Origin of the sequence: Streptomyces sp. CB03234 (assembly GCF_001905885.1) — a bacterium.
Classification (GTDB): Bacteria; Actinomycetota; Actinomycetes; order Streptomycetales; family Streptomycetaceae; genus Streptomyces.
Genome location: NZ_LIYH01000008.1, coordinates 395,168 through 410,412, shown reverse-complemented (window position 1 = coordinate 410,412; position 15,245 = coordinate 395,168). Strand labels below are relative to the sequence as shown.

Sequence of the window (15,245 nt, the reverse complement as noted above, 5' to 3'; positions counted from 1 at the left end):
CGGACTGGGTGCGGCCACTGCTGACGGACTCAGAGCCAGATCTGAGAGACACGCTCTAGCCCGGAACCCGCCGGGGCGGCCCCCTTTCCACGCAGCTTGCTGGGTGGCCGCTCCAGCATCTCGCCGATCCACGCCGCCACCGTGTCCGGCTTCGCGTATAGCGGCTCTGTGCCTTCCGCGGCGCAGAACCGGAGGTGGTCCTCGACCGCACGGCCGTACGCGTCGATCGTGTTGGGTGCCCGCCCGATGTTAGCCATGAACTGCAGCCAAAGGCTGCGGCAGCAGCCGCTGTACCGCTCCGGAGGAGTCGTGGACATCTCATCCACCCAGAAGGTCGCCTGGGAGAACAAGCTCGTGAAGGGCTTCAACACCACCGATGTGGCCCTGGAGTTCGGCTTCCTGACGGCCGAAGTCAGCGAAGTGTTTACCGCCTGGCGGAAGGGCCTTCCCGACCTCGGAGAGGAGCTGGCCGACGTCTTCCTCTACCTGACCGCTGTGGCGGAGATGAACGGTCTGGACCTCGAATCAGAAGTCACCCGGAAGATCGAGAAGATCGAGCGGCGTACGTACGAGCGCAACGAACACGGAGCGCAGATCAGGACGAGCGGCGACTGAAGGGGGTGATCGTGCCTCGTGTATGTTGCGGCACCCCTTGGAGCTACAACGCGGCGCGTGGCCCGGGCCACAGGGGTTCCCGAGCCCCTGGTGACGCGCAATCTTGACCGCCTCACCGATGAGGTCTGCGCTGGTGCTTGTGGCAGATGACGCGACCCCGGCCCCGCGCTCATACAGATTCGCTTCCTGACTGCGGCCAGCCCGACAGGCCGTTGGCCCATCGGATGCGGCGCGCAACATAGCCGACGATCGCCGGTTAGCCAAACCGGCGATCGTCCGCACCATTGGTTGTTGTTCGCGGTAGCCGGGCTTGGCGGTGCCGGCTCGCGGATGATCGGTCCTTGCTAAAAGAGGGGCCGCCCCCGCAATCGGCAGCAATTCATGGAGCGTAGGGTGTCCCGGTTCATGGGCGTAAGAGAGACGGCCAAGTACCTGAACATGTCGGTGGCCTGGGTGTATAAGAACGCCCATGGCAGGGCTTGATTCCGTACACATTCGGTATCGGTCGAAATGCCAAGATTCAATTTAGGGTTTCGGAAGTCGAGGATTGGATTACGCGGCAGAAGACCTCGGCTCGCTAGCGGCCCTGAATGCATCGAGAGCTGTTGATTCGATGCTTCGACGCTTCCTCTGTGCCCAACTGCAGCAACGAGGTCTTCTGTTCTGTCATGGTGAGCAAGACCCTGGCCCGCGGTATGGGCACGTTCTTCAAGGACTGCGAGCACCCGCGGTCCAGGTGGTCGAAGTGCCCGCACCTGTACAAGGTTCGGTACCGGGACGCGGCCGGGAAGCAGGTAGAGGAGTCCGGGTTCGCCACCCAGGACGAGGCAATTCAGCGGTTGACGGATGTCTACAACGCCAAGAAGGCGGCTCCGCGTGGCAGGGCGAAGGCCGAGCGGGTGGCGAAGTACGGGGCGATGCGCTTCGGGGAGTACGCAGCAGAGTGGAAGGCCGGCCAGCGCGACCTCGCCCCGGCCTCCATGAGGCACGCCGACTGGATGACCACCACCCGCTTCGGCGAAGTGAAAGGCTACGCGGAAAGGCCGGCTGCCCGCTCCCGAACTGCCCCCGGTGGCGCTCAAACCGCGGGGAAGGGTGCGCTGACCCGCTGCGACGCGACGGGCGTGGTCGGCGTCGAGCGCGCCGACGCCCGCATGGCGCCGGTCGGTCCGGCCCCGGGTGGGGATCCGGGCGGGCCCCGGGCCGGGCGAGGGCAGGCGGCGTGCGCGGCCGCCTCCCCGCGATACCCCGCGGGGTGTGGGGGGACGACGGTCACCGGCCGTCACGGACCTGGCGCCCGGTTCCGCCGATCGGCGGAAGACCCGACCCTTCCGGGGGGCCCGGGGCCGACGCTGGGCCGGGCGCCCGCTTCCGCCTCCTAGGGTCGGCGCCCATGGCAATCTCGCATGTACAACTCTTCTCCGTCCCCGTGTCCGACCAGGAGAAGGCCAAGGACTTCTACGTGGAGACGGTCGGCTTCGACCTCCTCGCGGACCAGCCCGGCGTCCACGGTCGCTGGCTGCAGGTCGCCCCCAAGGGCGCGGACACCAGCCTCGTCCTCGTCGACTGGTTCCCCACCATGCCGCCCGGCAGCCTCCGCGGACTGCTGCTCCGCACCGACGACGTGGACGCCGACTGCGCCCGCCTCCAGGAGCGCGGCGTCGCCGTCGACGGGCCCAAGAACACCCCGTGGGGCCGCCAGGCCATGTTCAGTGACCCCGACGGAAACGTCATCGGCCTCAACCAGCCCTCCGCGTCGGCCGGTTGACCTCTCGCCCCCTTGCCGCCCCTTCGGCCCTGCTGCTAGGAAGGTCGCTGCGTAAACGCATAGCGACCCACCGCTCACCGGCAGCAGCGGCCGGCGGGAAGCCGGCAGGAGGGCACCGCATGGACGACGATGTGCACCGGCCGCACGGCGACACGGCCGGCGGCGGCAGGGCAGGCTCCGGATTCACCCGGCCCGTCGCGTTCTGGGCGGGCGCCGCGGCCTGCACCGCGGGGGCGCTGCTGCACCTCCCGATGTACTGGCACGCCCGCCACATGGGCTACCGGATGGCCGGCATGCCGATGGACGGCGCCATGATCGCGGGCATGGCGCTCGTCGTCGCCGGCCTGGCCGCCGTGCTGTACGGGCTGCTGCCACGGCGCCCCGCCGACCTGCGGCGCAAGGTGACCTCGGTACGGGTGCGGGCCATGGACGACGCCCCGTTGCGCCCCGCCCACATCGGGCTGCTGCTGGTGCTGTCCCTCGCTGTGACCATCGACGTGATGAAGCCGATGACCCTGTCGTTCGTCGTCCCCGGCGCCGCCGCCGAGTACGGACTCGCCTCACCGCTCCACCCCGGCGGAACCGTACCGGTCGCCTGGCTGCCGCTGGCCGGGATCACCGGCACGATGACGGGCTCGTTCCTCTGGGGCTGGCTCGGGGACCGCATCGGGCGGCGCGGCTCCATCCTGCTGGCCGGCATGCTGTTCGCCACGACGGCGGTGTGCGGCGCGATGCCCAGCTTCACCTGGAACGTCGTCATGTGCTTCCTGATGGGGCTCGCCGCCGGCGGGCTCATCCCCATCACGTTCACACTGCTCGCCGAGACCGTACCGCGGCGCCACCGGGGCTGGGCCATGGTCCTCATCGGCGGCAACATCACCGTCGCGTACATCCTGACCAGCTGGCTCGCCGCCGAACTCACCCCCGTCTACAGCTGGCGCATCCTCTGGCTCGTCGGCCTGCCCACGGGCGTGCTCCTGATCCTGCTCAACCAGTGGATTCCCGAGTCGCCCCGCTACCTCCTGGCCACCGGGCGCCCCACCGAGGCCCGCGCCGTCCTCGCCCGCTACGGCGCCACCCTCGAAACACCGGCCGACGACACCACACCCGTCCCGGCCCGCGCCCCGGCCTCCGCCCTCGCCCCCGCCCCGGCCGCGCCCTGGACCTCCGGCCGCTCCGGCTACCCGCGGCTCTTCGCCCGGGCCTTCCGCGGACCGACTCTCGCCCTCACCCTGCTCGCCCTCGCCGCCGGACTGCTCGCGCACGGCTTCCAGATGTGGCTGCCCACCAACCTCGGCCGCATGGGCATCGAAGAGGTGTCGTCCGACCGCGTCCTGCGTGACAGCGCCCTCATCAGCCTCCCGCTCAACATCCTCACCGCCCTCCTGTACGGCCTGTGGAGCAGCCGCCGCACCATCGTCGCGCTCGGCACCCTCACCACCGCCGCACTCCTCGCCCTCGCCGTGCTCGGCACCGACGCGGCCCAACACGGCCTGCTGCTGCGGCTGTTGCTCTTCGTCCCGCTCTGGGGCATCAGCGCCACCGCCGCCGTCATGGCCGCCTACGCGTCCGAGGCGTACCCGACGCCGCTGCGCGCCAGCGGCAGCAGCTGGGCCGCCGCCATCAGCAAGGCCGGCGGCGTCCTGATCCTCACCCTGTCCGTCGCCGCCGTCGCCGTGCCCTCGCTCGCGGCGACCGCCCTGCTGTCCGCCGTACCCCTCGCGCTCGCCGCGCTGGCGTTCGTACGGTACGGGCCCGAGACCCGCGGGCAGCGGCTCGACGAGGTCATCACCGAACGTGCGGACGAGGCACCCGCCCATGCCTGACGCCCACCGTGACACCCATCGCGACACCGCCCCACGGAGGCGGCCGAATCGCTCTCCACGGCGGGGCGCCGCCCCCAATACTGGGCTCATGCCAGGCCAAGAACCCGCCTCCTCGCACCTCCTCCCGTACCTGCGCCGGGCCAAGGACCTGATAGACCGCGCCTACGCCGACCCCCTCGACCTGGCCACGCTGGCCGCCGAGGCCGGCTGCTCGCGCTTCCACTTCCTGCGCTCCTTCCAGGCCGCGTACGGCGAGACCCCCGGCCGCTATCTGACGCAGCGTCGTATCGAACGGGCCCGCGACCTGCTGCGCGCCACCAACCTCACCGTGGCGGAGATCTGCCACATGGTCGGCTACTCCAGCGTCGGCTCGTTCAGCTCCCGGTTCTCCGGGATCGTCGGCGTCTCGCCCACCGCCTACCGGGACGAGATCGTCCGGCGCGGCGGGCCCCCGCCCATCCCCGGCTGCTACCTCTTCATGTGCGCCCGCCGCCCTGCCGCCACGTCCGATCTGCCCGGAACGCGCCCGGAACGCCCTTCCGACGGCCCTGCCGGTGCATCCCGTACAAGCCGGGACCAAAGCGGAGGACAGAACCGCAATCCAGGAGATGTCACCGCCCACGGCCCCTGGGTAGCGTCTGATCACAGATCGACCCCGGAAGGACATTCATGAGCGCACGTCTCTCGCACGTCACCGTCCCGGTGCTGGACCAGGACTCCGCGAAGGAGTTCTACACCGAGAAACTCGGTTTCGAGGTCCGCAACGACATGACCATGGGCGGGCTGCGATGGCTCACCGTCGGCCCCAAGGACCAGCCCGATGTGGAGATGGTCCTCCGCAGGGTGGGGGCGCCGGAGTACGACGAGGAGACCGCCGAGCAGCTGCGGGACCTCGTCGCCAAGGGCGTCATCGGCGTCGGCGTGCTGCACGTCGACGACACCCGCGCCACGTACGAGCGGTACCGCGCGGCCGGCGTCATCTTCATCCAGGAGCCCGTCAAGCGGCCGTACGGCACGGAGGCGGTGTTCCGCGACGATTCCGGCAACTGGTTCAGTCTCACCGACGCGCGCGGCTGAGACCGCACGAGGAGGAACGGCTCCGTCATGGTCCATGAACGGAAACAGATCGCCGAGGACGCGGGCTTAGCCGCGGCCGGCACCCCCGCAGCGACGGACCCCGCCGCGGCGGAGCCCGGGGCCGCGAAGGCGGCCGCCCCGCCCGGGCGCGGCGGGCAGTGGATCGTCCTCGTCGCGGTCGCCCTGGGCACGATGATGGAGGCACTCGACGGCACGGTCGTCGCGGTGGCCAACCCTGTCATCGCCGTCGACCTGGACACCGATCTGTCCACGCTGCAGTGGGTCACCAACGGTTACATGCTCGCCGTGGCCTGCACCCTGATCACCGCGGGCAAGCTCGGTGACCGCTACGGCCACAAGAAGGTCTTCCTCATCGGCATGGCGGGCTTCGCCGCCACCTCGGTGATGGCCGGCCTCGCCGACAGCATCGGCATGCTGATCTTCTGGCGGGTCCTGCAGGGCGTCAGCGGCGCCGTCCTGGCCCCCAGCGGCCTGGCGGTGCTCAAGAACACCTTCCCGAAAGGCCAGTTGAAGATCGCCATCGGCGTGTGGAGCGCCGTGGGCGCGCTGGCCATGGCGGCCGGACCGTTCATCGGCGGTCTGACGGTGGACCTGCTCAGCTGGCGCTGGGTGTTCTTCATCAACCTGGTCGTCAGTGTCGCCGCGTTCGCGCTCGGGGCCTGGGCGATCGGCAACAGCCGGCCGGACGGCGCGACCCGGTCGTTCGACACGCCCGGTGTGCTGCTGCTGACGGCCGCGCTGTTCGCGCTGGTCTGGGGCATCATCCAGGTGCCCGAGCACGGCTGGGCGCACGTCCACCCGCTCGGCTCGTTCGCCGCGGCCGTCCTCATCGGCGCCGGGTTCGTGCTGCGGGAGCGGGCGGCCCGCGAGGCGCTGCTGCCGTTGGACCTGTTCCGGCTGCGTGCCGTGTCGGTCGGCAGCACCGCGCTGCTGATCGGTGGCTTCGCCACCTTCGGCGCCTCGTTCTACCTGGCCCTGTACCTCCAGCAGGTGCACGGTTTCGAGCCGATGGAGGCCGGCCTCGGACTGCTGCCGTTCACGGTGCTGTTCGGTGTCGGCGCGCCCACCGGCGCGGTGCTCAACGCCCGGTTCGGGCCGCGCGTGCCACTCGCGTCGGGGCTGACGCTCATCGGCGGGGCACTCCTCGGGCTCTCGCAGATGACGGCGGGCTCGTCGTACCACGCGATGTGGCCGTTCCTGGTCCCGCTCGGCGTCGGCATGGGCATGGTGGCCCCCACGGCCATCGAGATGATCGTCAGCAGTGCCCCGGGCCAGCTGACCGGAGTCGCCTCCGGCCTCCAGCAGACGGCGCTGATGCTCGGCGGTGTCCTGGGCACGGCCGCGCTCGCCTCGATCATCTCTGCCCGGGTCAGCTCCGTGCTGCCCGAGCACATTGGGCAGGCCGGCGTGCCCGACGGGCTCGCGGCGACCCTGCACGACCTGTCCAAGGTGGTCTCGCAAGGCGTGGTCCCGGTGCCGGAAGGCACCGACCCGTCGGCGGCGCGGGCCGCCGTGGAGGCCGGGCACGCGGCCTTCATGGACGGCTTCCACACCGCCATGCTCTGCGGCATGGCCGTCGTACTGGCGGGCGCGCTCATCGCGGCCCTGCTGGCCCCGCGGATGCGGACCGCTCCCGACGGCACCGAGACCGCCGAGGCCGACGCCGCGGCCTGAGCGCCCGCCCGGCCCCGTACCGGAACCACCGCACCACCACCGCACCACCGCACACCACACTCCGACACCCACATGTCTCCGGCTCTCCTGTGCCGGAAATACAAGGAGGAAACATGATTTCGCACATCGGTACGATCGATGTCTTCGTCAACGACCAGGACAAGGCCATCGACTTCTACGTCAACACGCTCGGCTTCGAGCTCCGCGAGGACCAGGCCTTTGGCCCCATGCGCTGGGTCGAGGTCGCGCCCGCCGGGTCGCAGACCCGCATCGTGCTCTGCACCAAGCACTTCCCCGTCTACGAGGAGGGGAAGATCGGCCGGTTCACCGACATCCAGCTCGTCACCGAGGACATCAAGGCCACCCACGAGGAACTCGTCCGCCGCGGCGTCAACTTCACCCGGGCACCGGAGCAGATGCCCTTCGGCGGCGCCAACGCCAGCTTCCAGGACCCGGACGGCAACGAGTTCCTGCTCCTCCAGCCGTCCCGCTGACACCGCCATGGTCAAGCCCGACGAGATGATGGACAAGGTGACCGGCACGCTCAAGGAGCGCACCGGTCGCGATGTGGACGCCTGGGTCGACCTCGTACGCACCTCGGGCCCCGACCCGCTCGACCAGAACGCCGTACGGAACTGGCTGCGCACCGAGCACAAACTGACCAAGCCCGTGCAGTGGGCGATCAGCCTGGAGGCGGCGCGCCGGGCCGGCTGGTCCGAGCCCAGCGAGGACGAGCAGGTGGACGCCCAGTACAGCGGACGCAAGGCCGCGCTGCGGCCCGTTCACGACCGGGTCGCCGAACTCGCCACCGCACTGGCCGCCGACGTGGAGCGCGAAATTCGCTCCACGTACGTGGCGTTCACCCGCGCCCGCCAGTTCGCGGCCGTCGCCGCGGCCACGCAGACCCGGGTCGACCTCGGCCTGCGCTTCACGGACGCCCCGGAGAGCGCCCGCCTCACGCCGGCCAAGGGGCCCGGCCAGTCCACGCACAAGATCGCGCTCACCTCACCGGACGAGGTGGACGCCGAGGTGGAGAAGCTGCTCCGCATCGCCTACGAGCAGAACGGCTGATCGCAGCTGATCGCGGACACCGCCGCGACCCCGAGGGGCGGCGCACCTGTCCTCACGGCAGGCGCGCCGCCCCCACCTGCTGGAAGTCCGCCTCCGGCCACAACCCGCGGACCGTGCTCTCCAGGATCATCAGCGACATGATCGGGAAGGCGAAGTCCGACGACGCGTACAGCCGGTGGGCGCTCTGCACCTCGAACACGCCGTTTCCGAACGGCGCCATCGCGAAGTCCCGGCCCGGGCCCGCCGACCGCTCCACAAGCGCGGCGATGTCCGAGACGAACGCCTCCGTGTCGCAGTCGCGACCCACGTTCGCCATGCTCGCCAGCATGATCTCGCCGCAGCGCCGGCCGTCGCCGGACGCCAGGCCCGCGAAGAACTCCCCGATCAGCTTGCGCACCTCGTCCGGGAGCCGCACGCTGTAGCCGGCGTCCAGGATCACCGCCCGGCCACCGCTCCCGTCGTCTCCCCCCGGCAGCAGATAGATGTTCCCCGGGTGCGGATCACAGTGCACGAAACCGTCCACGAACATCATCTTGTGGGCCGCGGACAGCACCGCCGACGCCAGCCGCGCCCGCACCGGACCCGGCAGGGTCTCCGGCGTACGGGTGTCCAGGCCCTCCACGAAGTCGAAGACCAGACACGTAGGCCGCGACCACTGCGGGTGCAGCCGGGGCACGTCCACATCGGGCACCGGCTTCAGGTTCTCCCGCAGCCGGACCACGTTCTCCTCCTCCTGGCGCAGATCCAGCTGCCCCAGGATCGCGTTGCTCACGTACGCGACGAGGTCCGCCATCGGCATCCCGCGCATCTGCGGCAGCCGCTCACCCCATCGTACGAGGCGGCCGATGAGCGCCAGGTCCGCCCGCATCACGCTGTCGATCCCCGGCCGCTTGAGCTTCAGCGCCACCGCGCCACCACCGTCGGGCAGCTCGCCCCGGTATACGCAGGCGATACTGCCGCCCGCCACCGGGACCGGGTCGAGACCCGCGAGGAACGGCGGCAGCGCACTGCCGTACGCCTGCCGCCACGCCCGGTCCGCCTGCCGGGCACTGATGGGCCGTACGGAGTCGTGGAGCCGCGACAGCTCGTCGCACAGCTCCGCCGGCAGGACGTCCCGCCGCGCACCCGCGATCTGGGCGAACTTCACGAACGTCGGCCCCAGCTTCTGGAGCCGGCGGGTCAGCCGCCGGTACAGGAAGCGCCGGGCCGCCGCCCGGCCCCGTACGAGCCGGATCGCCGCCAGCGCCGGCAGGGTCACCACCGCTTCCGCCCCCGCGGCCAGCGCCAGGGCGCCGGCGCGCAGGACGGTCCGGTGCACCGGTACTCGGTTCATCTGCGGTCTCCTCCGTGGGATCCGTCGGGTCCGTGGGGTCCGTGGGGTCCGTGGACCCTCTCCGGGGTCCTGGTCAACAGGCCGGTTCGAAGGTGAACGTCGTCCGTAGCGAGCGGAGTTGGGCCCACCGCGGGGTCGCCCGGATCATGCCGTCGCGCAGCCCGCGGAGCAGCGGGTGCCGCCACTGGCCGAGGCGGCCCATCCAGTGCGACTGGACGGTCACGGAGTGGGCCCGCCGGCGCCGCTGCGCCGCGTAGGCGCGCAGCGCCGCCGGGATGTCGGCCGCGTCCGCGAGGTGGCCTGCGAGCACCACCGCGTCCTCGAACGCCTGGCAGGTGCCCTGCCCCATGGCCGGGGCGCTCGGATGCGCCGCGTCCCCCACGAGCGCGACCGCGCCCTCGCCCCAGCGGCGCAGCGGCGGGCGGTCGTGGATGTCCGTCACGGTGACGTCCGCCGGGTCCGTGGCCTTCAGCACCTCGGGCACCGGGTCGTGCCAACGGGCGAACCGCTCCTGGAGCAGCGGCAGCAGCGATCCGCCCGGGTCCCGCGCGGCTTCGCCCTCACGGGCGGTGAAGGCCGCGAACCAGTACATGCGCCCGCCCGGCAGCGGGAACAGACCGAACTGCCGCCCCGCCCCGAGCGACAGCGACGCCGGGTGCCCGGGGTCCGCGAAGCCGGCGACCCCGCGGGCCACCGCGTAACCCGCGAACCGCAGGTCACCGCCGCCGAACAGCGCGGCCCGCACCTGCGAGCGGATGCCGTCCGCGCCGATCAGCACGTCCCCCTCGGCCTCGCGGCCGTCGTCGAAGCGGACCACCACGGTGTCCCGCTCCTGCCGCACGGCGACACAGCGGGCGCCGAACTCGACCGCGTCCGGCGGGTGCAGCCCGTACAGCGCGTCCATCAGATCGGCACGCAGCAGCGCCCGCCCCGTGCCGCCGCACCGCTCCTCCAGCACCTCGGGCGCCACGTACTGGAGGGTGGCGCCGTGTGCGGTGCGCATCGCGAGCCCGCCGCTGGGCGCGCTGCGGGCCAGCACCGGGGCCGCCGCGCCGATCCGCTCCAGGGCGGCCAGCGCGTTCGGCCACAGCGTCAGCGCGCTGCCGCCGGCCGACGCGTCGCGCCGCCCTTCGAGCACCCGTACCTCGAACCCGGCACGCCGCAGCAGTACGGCGGTGGCGAGACCGGCCGGGCCCGCGCCGACGACGAGGGCCCGCCGGGCCGGCCGGGTGCTCACCGGGGCTCCGCCTCCCACATGGAGCTCCAGCCGCCCTGGTTGCTGCCCGGCTCCGCCGCGAGGAGGTCCGGGATCTTGGCGACGTCGAACACACCCCAGTGCTCGGCGATCCGCCCGTCCCGGAACCGGAACGTGTTGGAACCGCCGATCGTGAAGGACCGCCCGGTGGGCGGCAGGCCCATGAACTCGCCCGTGTGCTCGAAGTGCAGCAGGATCGCCTGCGCCAGGATGTCGCCCTCGCACACCGACGTCAAAACCTCCACCTTGCGGGTGGTCAGCGCGTCGGCGGCCTGCCCGAACCGGTGCGCCACACCCTCACGACCCGGCGGGTCCCACGGCGGTGCGAAATGGTCCACGAAATCAGGTGTGAGTACGTCCTCGATGACCGAGAAGTCGTGTGTGAAAAGCACGGCTCCCCGAAATCGCCGGACCGTCTCCTCATACGCGGCCTTTCGGCCGCTGCTGGTCATGGAATTGTCCGTCATCGGGTGACCTCCGCGAATGGGGTGCGGCGAGGAACAACGGCCGGTCGTCAGGCGGTGGCCTGGAGGAAACCCTCGGGAAGCAGCCCGAGCTGCTCCAGCAGGTACAGCCCGTCGGCCACCCCCCAGTGCTCGACCACGGCCCCGTCGACGACCCGCAGTTGACCGAGGAGCGCACAGCTCACCCGGCGCCCGGTGGGCGGCAGGCCCAGGTACTCGCCCCGGTGCGTGCCCTCCACGGTCAGCCGGGTCGCCACCAGGTCGCCCTCCGCCACCAGGCTGTGCACCGTGAGCCGCAGATCCGGAAACGCCCGCATGAACCGCCCCATCTCGGCGGCGACCTCGGCGCCCGGCAGCGGTGCGCCGTCCCGCCCGTGGTGGACCATGTCGGGTGCCCAGAACCGGGTCATGCCCTCCAGGTCCCCGCTGTTCCACGTGTCGATCAGCCGCCGCACCACGGCCTTGTTCGTGGCCGCCAGATCCTCCGGCATACCGGCTCCTCCCGGAAAGGGGACAACAAGTCCGCAGGGTTGCCGCACAGTTCCGCGAAAAGGCTAACCGTGCGCCACCCCTGTCACTTCTCGCAGATTGCGGTGATATCCGCGGGGCAGCGGGGGGTTGACGGCCCGAGAGGCCCTGGAAACAATTCGCGGAAACTCAGATGTCAGCGGCAGGGGAGTCGCCATGGCCGGGTCCGAACGTTCCGAGAACCACCTTTCCGAGTCTCCCCGCAGGGAACTCGCCCCGCCCGTTCCGGGGGAGGGGGAGGGGGGTGTGTTCAGTCAGAGTTGGTTTCCGGTGTGTTTGTCGGTGGATCTGAAGCCGGGGTGTGTGGTGGGTGCGGGTTTTCTGGGTGGGCGGGTGGTGGCGTTCCGGGGGGAGGGTGGTGGGCCGGCGCGGGTGGTGAGTGCGTACTGCGTGCATGTGGGTGCGGATCTGTCGGTGGGTGAGGTGGTGGGTGAGCGGTTGCGGTGTCGGTTCCATGGGTGGCGTTATGGGGGTGATGGGCGGTGTGTGGCGACGGGGATCGGTGATCCGGTGCCGCCGCGTGCGCGGTTGTTCCGGTTTCCGACGGTGGAGCGGTACGGGATCGTGTGGGCGTTCAATGGTGAGGAGCCGCTGTTCGAGCTGCCCGAACTGCCCTACCCCGACGACGAACTCGTCGTGCGGCGGTCGATGCTCGACGAGATGCCCGTCGAGCCCTGGCTGGTCCAGGCCCACACCATGGACCTGCAACACCTGTCCCTTCCCCATGAGTTCGAGCTGGCCGAGGACCCCAACGACTCCGTTCGCGTCGGGAGGTACTCCGTCGGCTTCGACCTGCGCGCCCGGCTGCGCGGCGATGCCGACTTCGACGTCCGTGTCGACATCCACGGCACCAACATCTTCTGGCAGACCGGCACCCTCGACGGCCGCTGGTTCTTCTGGATCGCCCCGCTCGCCATCCCGGGCCCCGGCCGCTCCCGGGCGACCTTCGTGTTCGGCGCACGCCGTGAGGAGGGCGAGGACACGGTGGCGGCCGAGGCCTTCCTCGACCGGGCGTTCTCCGTGATGATGGATCTCTTCAACGACGACACACCGGTCCTCGGCACCATCCGCTTCCGGCCCGGCCTGCTCACCCGCAGCGACCGCGCCCTCGACCGGTATCTCCAGTACGTCCGGGACTACCCGCGCGCCAACCCCGCGGCCGACTTCCTCGTCTGACTTCCTCGTCTGATTTCTTCGTCCGATTCCCTGTCCGAGCACCGTCCGATCCCGTCTCGTCCCGCTGGGAGTAGCGATGACCATGACCGGCCGTTCCGCCGCGACGACCCCGCTCACCCGGCCCCTTGGCCGGCCCGTTCCGGGGGAGGGGGAGGGGGGTGTGTTCAGTCAGAGTTGGTTTCCGGTGTGTTTGTCGGTTGATCTGAAGCCGGGGTGTGTGGTGGGTGCGGGTTTTCTGGGTGGGCGGGTGGTGGCGTTCCGGGGGGAGGGTGGTGGGCCGGCGCGGGTGGTGAGTGCGTACTGCGTGCATGTGGGTGCGGATCTGTCGGTGGGTGAGGTGGTGGGTGAGCGGTTGCGGTGTCGGTTCCATGGGTGGCGTTATGGGGGTGATGGGCGGTGTGTGGCGACGGGGATCGGTGATCCGGTGCCGCCGCGTGCGCGGTTGTTCCGGTTTCCGACGGTGGAGCGCTACGGGATCGTGTGGGCGTTCAACGGTGAGGAGCCGCTGTTCGAGCTGCCCGAACTGCCCTACCCCGACGACGAACTCGTCCTCCGCCACACCGTCATGGACGAGGCGCCCGTCGAGCCGTGGGTGGTGGCCGCGCAGACCATGGACCTCCAGCACTTCTCGCTCCAGCACGAGTTCACCCTGGAGGACGACCCCAACGACGCCGTGAGCGGCACCCCGTACTCCATGGGCTACCCGCTCCGCCTCCGCCTGCCCGGCGGCAGCCGGCTCGATCTGCGCGTCGACATCCACGGCACCAACATCTTCTGGCAGACCGGCACCCTCGACGGCCGCTGGTTCTGCTGGATCAGCGCCCTCCGCGCCGTCCGGCCCGGCGCGTCCCGGCCCTTCTTCGTGCTGGGCGCCCGGCCCGCGCCCGGCGAGGACCCGGCGGCGACCGGCGCGTTCCTCGACCGCGCCACGCAGGTCATGATGGGCATGCTCGCCGACGACGCGCCCGTCCTGCTCACGATGCGCTTCCGGCCCGGGCTGCTCACCCGCAGCGACCGCGCACTCGCCCGCTACCTCCAGTACGTCCGCCGCTACCCGCGCGCCCACCCCGCCCGCGACTTCCTCGGCTGACCACGCCGTACGACGCGCCAGGGGCCCCGGCCACAGCGGCCGGAGCCCCTCCGCCTCGTCACGAGGCCGCTCACGTCCGGGGTGAGAACCGCACCGGCAGCGCCTCCAGGCCCCGCAGTACCCCCGTGGGGCGCCAGCGCAGCGCGCCCGCCGCGTCGTCCAGGGCGATGTCCGGCAGCCGCCGCAGCAGCGTGCCCACCGCGATCCGGCCCTCCATCCGCGACACCGGGGCGCCGATGCAGAAGTGGATACCGTGCCCGAACCCCAGGTGCGAGCGATCGCCGCGCGTGATGTCCAGCCGGTCCGGGTCCGGATAGCGCTCCGGGTCCCGGTGCGCCGACGCCACTCCGACCGTGACGATCGACCCCTTCGGGATCAGCGTCCCGCCGATCTCCACGTCCTGCGTCGCGACCCGCAGCATGGCCCGTTCCACCGGACCGTCGTAGCGCAGGAACTCCTCGACGGCCCGCGGCAGCAGCTCCGGCCGCGAGCGCAGCAGCGCCAGCTGGTCGCGGTTGCGCAGCAGCGCCAGCATGCCGTTACCGATCAGGTTGACCGTCGTCTCGTGGCCGGCCACCAGCAGCAGGCCCGCTGTCGAGATCAGCTCCTGCTCGGTGAGCCGGCCGTCCTCCGTCGACGCCACGATCAGCGCGCTCAGCAGATCCGGCTGGGCGTCCTCGTTGCCGGTCGCCGTACCCGATGCCCGGCGCTTCTCCGCGACCAGGTCCGTGAAGTAGCCGCGCAGCAGCCGGTTCGCCTCGTGCGGCGGCATCGGCGCGTCGTCCTCGTACGTCGGGGTCAGCGCGGCCGTGCTCCAGACCCGGAACTGCGCCCGGTCCGCCACCGGCACGCCGAGCAGCTCGCAGATGACGGTGATCGGCAGCGGGAACGCCAGCTCCGTGATCAGATCGGCTGTGCCCCGCCCGGCGAACGTGTCGATCAGCCCGTCCGTGATCTGCTGCACGCGCGGCTGCATGGCCTCCACACGGCGCGGTGTGAACGCCTTCGCGACCAGCTTCCGCAGCCGCGTGTGGTCGGGCGGGTCGCAGTTGAGCATGTGCGGCTCGGAGCCCTCCTCACCCTCCGCGTACAGGCCCGACCGGCGCAGCGCCTCCCACGCGTGCTTCGGGTCGCGGGACAGCCTGCCGTCGGCGAGCGCCGCCCGGGCGTCCTCGTAGCGTGTGATCAGCCAGTGCTCGATGCCGTTCGGGTCGCGGATCAGATGGACCGGGGCCTTCGCCCGCATCCGCGCGTACACGGGATACGGATCGGTCCGGGCGTCGGTCGCGTACAGCTCGTGAGGCCCCGGGGCCCCCGGCCGCGGATCGGCCATGACACGTACCTCCT

Annotated in this window: 16 protein-coding genes and 3 pseudogenes; 13 read left to right on the top strand and 6 right to left on the bottom strand. The window is 71.2% G+C overall.

Features of this window, described 5'->3' with window-relative positions; all coding sequences use genetic code 11:
- Positions 1–29: 29 nt before the first annotated feature.
- Positions 30–257, bottom strand: coding sequence for a hypothetical protein (locus AMK26_RS32670; protein ID WP_143608684.1), 228 nt, complete (start codon positions 255–257; stop codon positions 30–32).
- 52 nt (positions 258–309) lie between these two features.
- Here AMK26_RS32670 and AMK26_RS32665 point away from each other — a divergent pair, with 52 nt between their 5' ends.
- The 9 genes and pseudogenes from AMK26_RS32665 (at position 310) to AMK26_RS32625 (ending at position 8,052) form a co-directional block, all read left to right on the top strand.
- Entirely contained in the window at positions 310–615 is a 306-nt protein-coding gene (locus AMK26_RS32665) for a MazG nucleotide pyrophosphohydrolase domain-containing protein (protein WP_073759309.1), read from the top strand.
- A gap of 992 nt (positions 616–1,607) precedes the next feature.
- Positions 1,608–1,719, top strand: a pseudogene (locus AMK26_RS38785) (pirin family protein); the annotation flags it as partial.
- A gap of 289 nt (positions 1,720–2,008) precedes the next feature.
- Positions 2,009–2,383, top strand: a complete 375-nt coding sequence (locus AMK26_RS32655; protein ID WP_073759308.1) for a VOC family protein — start codon at positions 2,009–2,011, stop codon at positions 2,381–2,383.
- Between the two features lie 119 nt (positions 2,384–2,502).
- On the top strand, positions 2,503–4,209 hold the full coding sequence (locus tag AMK26_RS32650) for an MFS transporter (RefSeq protein ID WP_079277929.1): 1,707 nt from the start codon (positions 2,503–2,505) through the stop codon (positions 4,207–4,209).
- An 88-nt stretch (positions 4,210–4,297) separates the two neighbouring features.
- Positions 4,298–4,882, top strand: a complete 585-nt coding sequence (locus AMK26_RS38635) for a helix-turn-helix domain-containing protein (RefSeq protein WP_073759306.1) — start codon at positions 4,298–4,300, stop codon at positions 4,880–4,882.
- Entirely contained in the window at positions 4,879–5,286 is a 408-nt protein-coding gene (locus tag AMK26_RS32640; RefSeq protein WP_073759304.1) for a VOC family protein, read from the top strand. The genes AMK26_RS38635 and AMK26_RS32640 overlap by 4 nt, the downstream gene beginning before the upstream one ends.
- A gap of 27 nt (positions 5,287–5,313) precedes the next feature.
- The gene (locus AMK26_RS32635) at positions 5,314–6,981 is read left to right on the top strand and encodes an MFS transporter (RefSeq protein ID WP_079277928.1); all 1,668 of its coding nucleotides are present in this window, start codon (positions 5,314–5,316) and stop codon (positions 6,979–6,981) included.
- Positions 6,982–7,094: 113 nt separating this feature from the next.
- Positions 7,095–7,475, top strand: coding sequence for a VOC family protein (locus AMK26_RS32630; RefSeq protein WP_073759303.1), 381 nt, complete (start codon positions 7,095–7,097; stop codon positions 7,473–7,475).
- A gap of 7 nt (positions 7,476–7,482) precedes the next feature.
- A complete protein-coding gene (locus AMK26_RS32625; RefSeq protein ID WP_073759301.1) occupies positions 7,483–8,052 on the top strand; it encodes a DUF5655 domain-containing protein in 570 nt (189 codons plus the stop codon).
- 52 nt (positions 8,053–8,104) lie between these two features.
- On the opposite strand, the gene AMK26_RS32620 is transcribed toward AMK26_RS32625, so the two are convergent.
- The 4 genes from AMK26_RS32620 to AMK26_RS32605 form a co-directional block, all read right to left on the bottom strand.
- On the bottom strand, positions 8,105–9,385 hold the full coding sequence (locus AMK26_RS32620; protein WP_073759299.1) for an ABC1 kinase family protein: 1,281 nt from the start codon (positions 9,383–9,385) through the stop codon (positions 8,105–8,107).
- A gap of 73 nt (positions 9,386–9,458) precedes the next feature.
- Complete coding sequence (locus AMK26_RS32615) at positions 9,459–10,622, bottom strand: FAD-dependent monooxygenase (RefSeq protein WP_073759411.1); 1,164 nt, start codon at positions 10,620–10,622, stop codon at positions 9,459–9,461.
- Positions 10,619–11,092, bottom strand: coding sequence for an ester cyclase (locus tag AMK26_RS32610; RefSeq protein WP_274536141.1), 474 nt, complete (start codon positions 11,090–11,092; stop codon positions 10,619–10,621). The genes AMK26_RS32615 and AMK26_RS32610 overlap by 4 nt, the downstream gene beginning before the upstream one ends.
- 62 nt (positions 11,093–11,154) lie before the next feature.
- Positions 11,155–11,595 (bottom strand): ester cyclase, encoded by a 441-nt coding sequence (locus tag AMK26_RS32605; protein ID WP_073759295.1) that lies wholly within the window; start codon positions 11,593–11,595, stop codon positions 11,155–11,157.
- Between the two features lie 193 nt (positions 11,596–11,788).
- Between AMK26_RS32605 and AMK26_RS38780 the strand changes: the two are divergent.
- The 4 genes and pseudogenes from AMK26_RS38780 to AMK26_RS32595 form a co-directional block, all read left to right on the top strand.
- Positions 11,789–12,112 (top strand): annotated as a pseudogene (locus AMK26_RS38780) (Rieske 2Fe-2S domain-containing protein); the annotation flags it as partial.
- 6 nt (positions 12,113–12,118) lie between these two features.
- Complete coding sequence (locus AMK26_RS32600) at positions 12,119–12,808, top strand: hypothetical protein (protein WP_241838179.1); 690 nt, start codon at positions 12,119–12,121, stop codon at positions 12,806–12,808.
- Positions 12,809–12,884: 76 nt separating this feature from the next.
- A pseudogene (locus tag AMK26_RS38775) lies at positions 12,885–13,202 on the top strand (Rieske 2Fe-2S domain-containing protein); the annotation flags it as partial.
- Between the two features lie 66 nt (positions 13,203–13,268).
- The gene (locus AMK26_RS32595; protein WP_241838178.1) at positions 13,269–13,898 is read left to right on the top strand and encodes a hypothetical protein; all 630 of its coding nucleotides are present in this window, start codon (positions 13,269–13,271) and stop codon (positions 13,896–13,898) included.
- Between the two features lie 70 nt (positions 13,899–13,968).
- On the opposite strand, the gene AMK26_RS32590 is transcribed toward AMK26_RS32595, so the two are convergent.
- Entirely contained in the window at positions 13,969–15,231 is a 1,263-nt protein-coding gene (locus AMK26_RS32590; protein WP_073759289.1) for a cytochrome P450 family protein, read from the bottom strand.
- Positions 15,232–15,245: the final 14 nt, after the last annotated feature.